Genomic DNA, 6,583 nt, shown 5'->3' with positions numbered 1-6,583 from the left:
CCGCAAACCCAAAAGCTAAAAACGCCGTCCAAAAGTAAATTAACTGGAAGCATTAGAGTAAGGAGTTTGAGATGTAGGCTGGTATTCTGCTTGGAAGAAAATGTGGGAGGCTTTAGTCAGTCTGAAAGTAAGTGTTATAAACCCAAAAGGTCTTCTTATACAAAAAGGATATATTGAAATTAGGTAATAAAATTATCAATAGGTAATAAATGATGAATAAAGAAAATTGTAAAGGGTATTCTCTTATTCAATTAATCTTTGTAATTGCAATAATTGGGATTTTAACTTCAATAGCTTATCCAAGTTATCAAAAATATCTTAGAGACTCTGAAATACGTCAGGCTCTGGCAGCGCTTGTTGAGAGTGCTCAGTTTATGGAACGATTTTATCAGCAGAATGGTAGTTTCAAGAAAACTTCTACAGCGTGGCCTGATTTGCCTAACTCTCGGAGTTTAGAAAATTTTTGTATTTATCCTCATGGGCTTGCTAGAGGGGCGTTAGATGGGAAATTTACTTTAAAAGCAGTTGCATTGGATAAGAATAAAGAACCTAGGGTAATAAAGATTAATGAATCTCTAACGACTTTTATTTGTGAAAGTACTACTAGTTCTTGTGATGATGTTACGAAAAACTATTTTTCTGGTGCAGATAAAAACTGTTCCGTATATCGGCTTTAAGAGGGTTTGTGAAGTTATTACTGAATGGTTTATATATCTATTTAAACTGATATTAATTAAGTAAAGTATGAGCCACTAGTTATATATAAAAGGTCGTCTGAAAACTTTTTTCAGACGACCCTTTCTGCAAATGGACCATTAGCCTCCTAAATACCAGAATTTCAATGCCCACAATACGGAAACTATCCACACCATAGGTGGTACGTCTTTCACGCGGTTGCACAAGAGTTTGATCACTGCATAGCTGATGAAGCCGAAAGCGATGCCGTCGGCAATCGAATAGGTGAACGGCATGAACACGATGGTCAGGAAAGCGGGAGCGGCTTCGGTCATGTCGTCCCAGTCGATTTCACGCGCGCTGCGCAGCATTTGCGCACCGACGTAGAGCAGCGCGGGCGCGGTGGCGAAGCCGGGGATGCTCTGTACCAGCGGCGAGAAAATCAGACACGCCAGCATCAATATGCCGACGGTTACGGCGGTCAGCCCCGTGCGGCCGCCTGCGGATACGCCCGCCGCGCTTTCGACATACGGCGTTGTTGAAGACGTACCCAGTGCGGCACCGGAGACAATCGCGGTCGAGTCGGCGAACAGGGCGCGTTTCAGGCGGGGCAGTTTGCCGTCTTCCAGCAGGCCCGCACGGTGGGAAACGCCGACCAGCGTGCCGGTGGAGTCAAATAAATCGACCAAAAAGAAGACGAAAATCACGCTGACCATGCTGAGGGTAAAGAGGCCGTTGAAATCCATCTGCATGAAAGTCGGCGCGATGCTCGGAATTTCGCCAACCACGCCTTTAAACTCGCTCAAGCCCAGCAGGGTGGAAATGGCGGTAATCGTCAGAATGGTCAGGATAATCGCACCTTTGACGCGGAAATGTCCCAAAGCCACCACCATGGCGAAGCCTGCCAGCACCAAAAGCGCAGCAGGTTGGTGGATGTCGCCCAGTTTCACCAAAGTCGCCTCGCTGGCGACGATGATGCCGGAACCTTTGAGCGCAATCAGCGACAGAAACAGCCCGATGCCGGCGGCAATCGACATTTTCAAACCCATAGGCAGCGCGTTCACCAGCATTTCACGCACTTTGAAAAAGCTGAATAAAATGAAAATGATGCCGGAAACGAATACCGCACCCAAAGCCACCTGCCAGGGCACGCCCATGCCTTTGACGACGGCGAAAGTAAAGTAGGCGTTCAAGCCCATGCCCGGCGCGAGCGCAATCGGATAGTTGCCGACGAAGCCCATCACGAAGCAGCCGATGGCGGAAGCGATGCAGGTGGCGACGAATACCGCGCCCATGTCCATGCCTGTTTCGCCGAGAATCAGCGGATTGACGATGATGATGTAACACATGGCGAGGAAGGTGGTCAGACCTGCCATCAGCTCCGTGCGCACATTTGTGCCGTTTGCGCGTAAATTGAATATACGCTCCAGCACATTTTGATTTGAAGTAGTCATGATTTATGCTTTTCAAAAAAAAGGAAATTTGCGGGCGGTATTATACTGAAAACGCTTTGTTATCGGGTGAAAAATTGTCAACATTTCGGTTGAAATGGTTTGAGAAAAGGTCGTCTGAAAATCAGAGTTGGGTTTTCAGACGACCTTTGGGAATATTTGGGCATTTTTTCTTTCAAAGATTAAATGCATAAAAAACCCGCAGCCGAAGCTGCGGGCCAATTTAGGTCAGGGATACGAAGATATTACCATTCGTAGTTCAAACCTACGTTGTAAGATGCAGAGCCGCCTGAAGAGGTACCCACTGCAAGACCGGCTTTAGCTGCAAAGTTTTCATTGAAGCGATAACCTGCACCCACAGCAACTGCGGTATCAGATTTGAAACCACCTAAAGCAGCGGTAACGTTGAATTTACCGACGCTGTAAGGTTGGAACAGACCGCTGAGGGCTGCCTGCGCTGCCAGGCCCTGACGGGTCTCTTTACGCAGATTAGCTACGTTTTTGTCCAAGCTGTCGATACGCGCTGAGTTTTTAGCAATGCCTGCAGCGTGTTGGCCGTTTGCAGTTTGCAATGCAGCAATGTCGGTTTTGTTGGTATCGATTTGCTTAGTATTGGCTGCAATTTGTACCGCATTGGTATCGGCACTTTCTTGAGCTTTGGCAGCAGCGTTTTGCGCAGTAGACGCTACATTATTGGCTGCAACAGCAGATGTTTGCGCTGCTTTGGCGTGGCTTTCAGCTGTTTGGGCAGATTTTTGGGCAATTTCAACAGAACCTTGTACTGCTTGTACTGATTTTTCAGCTTTAACCGCTGCATTTTTAGCAGTTTCCACAGCATCCTTATCGGCTTTAGTTTCGATTGCCGCTTTGTTGGCGTCAATATCTTGGCGGTTAACTTCTAAAGCTTCCATCGCTGCTTTGCCTGCCAACGCGAGATCACCAATGTCTTTATCCAGGCTGGTGATGGCATTGTTAAAGCCTTCGTTAGCTTCTTTTTGCTTTTCGAGTGCGGCAGTATTTTCAGCAATCGCCGCCTTATTGGTATCGATATCCTTGCGGTTCGCTTCCAAGGCCTCAGTTGCTGTCAGACCTGCTTGTGCCAAGTCAACGATGTCTTTATCGTGACGAGTGATAGCTGCGCTAGTCGCATCGCTCAGGGCAGTTACTTCGTCACCGATGTCGTTAACTTTTTTACCCATATCGGCAGTGTATTTTGCCAATTCCTCGAAGTCAGCTTTATCGGCTTTAGTTTCGATTGCTGCTTTGTTGGCGTCAATATCTTTGCGGTTGACTTCTAAAGCTTCCATAGCTGCTTTGCCTGCCAAGGCAAGATCACCGATGTCTTTATCCAAGCTGGCAATAGCAGTGTTGAAGCCTTCGTTAGCTTCTTTTTGCTCTTCCAATGCTGCTTTATTGGCATTCACATCTGCGCTGATGGCATTAACGACTTCAGCAGTTTTTACCAATGCTTCGCTGTTGTCGTTGACGGTTTCAGTCAAGTCACCCAAAGCTTCATCGTGCGTTGCGACAACTTCTTTCAAGCCCAACCCTTTGAACTCGTCGGCTTCAACATCTTCTTTGGCAGCTGTTTTGACAGATTTGATACCATTATTATCGGTAACGACGATTTCATCGCCTTCTGCAAAGCCGTTGAGGGCTTGAGCATTCTCAGCTGCTGCAAGAGCTGATTGTTCTGCAACTTTTTCTAAAGCTTCAGTCAGACCTTCTACGCCTTTGCTTGCCTTGTCAGCTTTTTCGGCAACTGCATCAATTTTAGAAGCGGCATCCACTGCTTTATCGGCGGCATCTTTGGCTTCTTTTACTTTGCTGTCAACGTTAGCAGAAAGTTCGGTTACTTTGTCTTCGGCGGCTTTGGCAGCGGCTTTGGAATCTGCTGTGTCTTGTGCCAGGCTGTCCACACGGGTGTTTACTGCGGTTACGTCTTCGCTTACTTTTTCAATGGATTCGGAAAGCTCGGATGAAGCTTTGGAAATTTCACTGTCCACTTCGTCAAATTTGGTGGAAATATCTTTGCCCATATCGGCGACTGATTTATTCAGATCGTTCACACCTGTGGCAACTTCGGCAATACGGGTACCATTGGTGGTAATGGCAGTTTTCAGTTGCTCGATGGTTTCGTCTTGATCATCTAAAGCAGCCGCTGTTTCTTCTGCCAAGTTGTCCACGCGGGCATTGACGGCGGTAAGGCCGCCTGCCAAGCCTACACCTTTCAGGCTGTCGGCTTCGATATCTTCATTAGTGGCTTCGCGGACGGTTTTGTTGCCATTAGCATCAGTTGTGATGAAATTCGAACCGGAAGCAAAGCCATTAATGGTTTGTTCTAACTCTAAAGTCTTCAAAAGCAGGGCATCGCTATCTTTTTTGAAAGTCAGTTTGCCGGTATCTTTATCATATGTTGTGCCTTCGCCGAAGACAGTAAAAAACGCTGCTTGACCTTGATCGTCTTTGCCGCCAACCGCTGCTGCAAAGTTTTGTTCAGCCGCTCCCGCTGCGCCGCTTGCTACGGCTGCCGTAACAGCCATGCTCAATACTTTTACATTGAATTTTTTCATGTTTTTTACCTTTGTATGGTGGGTGTAAGGACGTTGATGCTTTTCCGGCGGCTCCCCGTAAACTGTAAAAGGATTATGCCGTTTCGGGCTGGAACTTAATAATCGCCAAGAAAAGTTTCAATGCATATTGTAAAAGTACGAAATTAAAAATCAAGGCTTGTGTCATTTTTTATGGTGAGAACAGGGGCGCATAGGCCGGTATTCTTCGATTTTTTTGAAATGCATTTTGATGCAATAAATGGCAATAGAATAATAAGCATATGAAATATATGATATTTTAATTTGATTTTTGGGTTTTTTTGATGGGTATTACCTTGTTTGGTAGAAAATATTTTAAATTTCTATTTTTATCAATTTGTGGGGAAAAAGCGACGAACGGTATTTTAATTTGATTATTCGGATGCATTTGGCATTTTGCTACTACAAGTAAATGTTTTAATTTTTGTAAAGACTTCTCTTGCGTATGAGGATGATGTACTTGTTGTCGGCAAGGCTCTGGTATTCTGGCATAAGGCTTAAATAGGTTTCAGACGACCCTTTTGCTTTTTATTTATAGGGGTCTGCATAGAGATGGCGATATAGCTTGGAAAACCGGGGCTTTATGGATAACGAAAGCTGCGATTTGCTATAAAATTCCTTTTCTATATTCAGATACGGATAAGCTATGGAAACCGCCCTGCTCCTCGCCGGAAAAATCACCGAGCTGACCCTGATTGTCCTGATGGGCATGGCGTTGGTGAAATCCAAGCTTCTGAATTCCGAACACAGCCGCACGCTCTCCGTCATCGCGCTCTACCTCATCAGCCCGTCGGTGATGATTCACGCCTTCCAAATCGAGAACACGCCCGACATCATTGACGGTTTGAAACTCTCGGTCGCCTTGGCGGTCGTGTTCCACATCCTGCTGATCGCGCTGGGCAGGCTTTTCAAAACCCTGTTTAAGCTCGATACGCTCGAACACGCCGCCACGGTTTACACCAATTCCGGCAATCTCATCATCCCGCTGGTGATGTCCATTTTCGGACCGCAATGGGTGATTTACACCAGCGGCTTCATCATCGTCCAAATGTTCCTTTTCTGGACGCACTTGCGCCTGCTGCTTTGCGGGCGCGGCAATCTTGCGTGGAAAACCGTACTCACCAACATCAACATCCTATCCATTTTTATCGGCGTGTTCATGTTTGCCTGCCAAATCAAACTGCCGCACATCATCGACAACACGCTCGCCACCGTCGGCGGCATGATAGGCCCCGTCGCCATGCTCGTTGCCGGAATGCTGATTGCCTCGCTGCCGCTCAAAGAAATCGTCCTCTCCAAACGGATTTACCTCGTCGCCTTCCTGCGCCTGATACTCATCCCTCTGATTCTGCTGGTGTTTGTCAAAATTTCAGGCATAGCCCGTTTGGGCGGACACAGCGATACCGTCGTCCTTATCAGCTTCCTCGCCACCGTCAGCCCCGCCGCGTCCACCGTTACCCAAATGGCGATGGTTTATGGTCAGAACGCCCGTAAAGCCAGCGCGATTTACGGCATCACGACGCTGCTGTGCGTCATCACCATGCCGCTGATGATCGCGTTGTATCAAGCGATGGTTTGAAAGGGGAGGGTAAGGCAAGGTCGTCTGAAACACCCCGAACAGGGTTTTCAGACGACCTTGCCTTTAAAGCAGATATGATTTTGTTTTCCATATGCTGCAGAATGTTGACCTTCGATGCGGCTGCTTACTGATTACAGTGTTGTCGAATACCGACATCAGGCTTGCGGGGGGGGGGCGATAAGGTATTTTTCGGGTATCGCTTCAAATTTAAAAGGTCGTCTGAAAACCTAAATCTAGGTTTTCAGACGACCTTTGCTATGTATAGTGGATTAACTTTAAACCAGTAC

Annotated in this window: 4 protein-coding genes; 2 read left to right on the top strand and 2 right to left on the bottom strand. The window is 46.9% G+C overall.

Annotated features, from left to right (window positions below):
• The first annotated feature begins 212 nt into the window (after positions 1-212).
• Complete coding sequence (locus HMPREF2907_RS04230) at positions 213-677, top strand: type IV pilin protein (RefSeq protein ID WP_070680390.1); 465 nt, start codon at positions 213-215, stop codon at positions 675-677.
• Positions 678-815: 138 nt separating this feature from the next.
• On the opposite strand, the gene HMPREF2907_RS04225 is transcribed toward HMPREF2907_RS04230, so the two are convergent.
• Together HMPREF2907_RS04225 and HMPREF2907_RS04220 are read right to left on the bottom strand one after the other, a co-directional pair.
• Positions 816-2,129 (bottom strand): NCS2 family permease, encoded by a 1,314-nt coding sequence (locus HMPREF2907_RS04225; RefSeq protein ID WP_070680382.1) that lies wholly within the window; start codon positions 2,127-2,129, stop codon positions 816-818.
• 242 nt (positions 2,130-2,371) lie between these two features.
• A complete protein-coding gene (locus HMPREF2907_RS04220) occupies positions 2,372-4,699 on the bottom strand; it encodes a YadA-like family protein (protein WP_070680380.1) in 2,328 nt (775 codons plus the stop codon).
• Between the two features lie 664 nt (positions 4,700-5,363).
• Here HMPREF2907_RS04220 and HMPREF2907_RS04215 point away from each other — a divergent pair.
• Positions 5,364-6,296, top strand: coding sequence for an AEC family transporter (locus tag HMPREF2907_RS04215; RefSeq protein ID WP_070680378.1), 933 nt, complete (start codon positions 5,364-5,366; stop codon positions 6,294-6,296).
• Positions 6,297-6,583 lie beyond the last annotated feature (287 nt).

The sequence above is a fragment of the Neisseria sp. HMSC055H02 genome (assembly GCF_001813335.1).
In the GTDB taxonomy this organism is placed as follows: domain Bacteria; phylum Pseudomonadota; class Gammaproteobacteria; order Burkholderiales; family Neisseriaceae; genus Neisseria; species Neisseria sicca_C.
This window is presented reverse-complemented; position numbering and strand designations above follow the sequence as displayed.

Excerpts from the sequence above, each read along its gene's own strand:
- HMPREF2907_RS04230 (WP_070680390.1), top strand. The coding sequence starts at position 213 with ATGAATAAAGAAAATTGTAAAGGGTATTCTCTTATTCAATTAATCTTT.
- HMPREF2907_RS04225 (WP_070680382.1), bottom strand. The coding sequence starts at position 2,129 with ATGACTACTTCAAATCAAAATGTGCTGGAGCGTATATTCAATTTACGC.
- HMPREF2907_RS04220 (WP_070680380.1), bottom strand. The coding sequence starts at position 4,699 with ATGAAAAAATTCAATGTAAAAGTATTGAGCATGGCTGTTACGGCAGCC.
- HMPREF2907_RS04215 (WP_070680378.1), top strand. The coding sequence starts at position 5,364 with ATGGAAACCGCCCTGCTCCTCGCCGGAAAAATCACCGAGCTGACCCTG.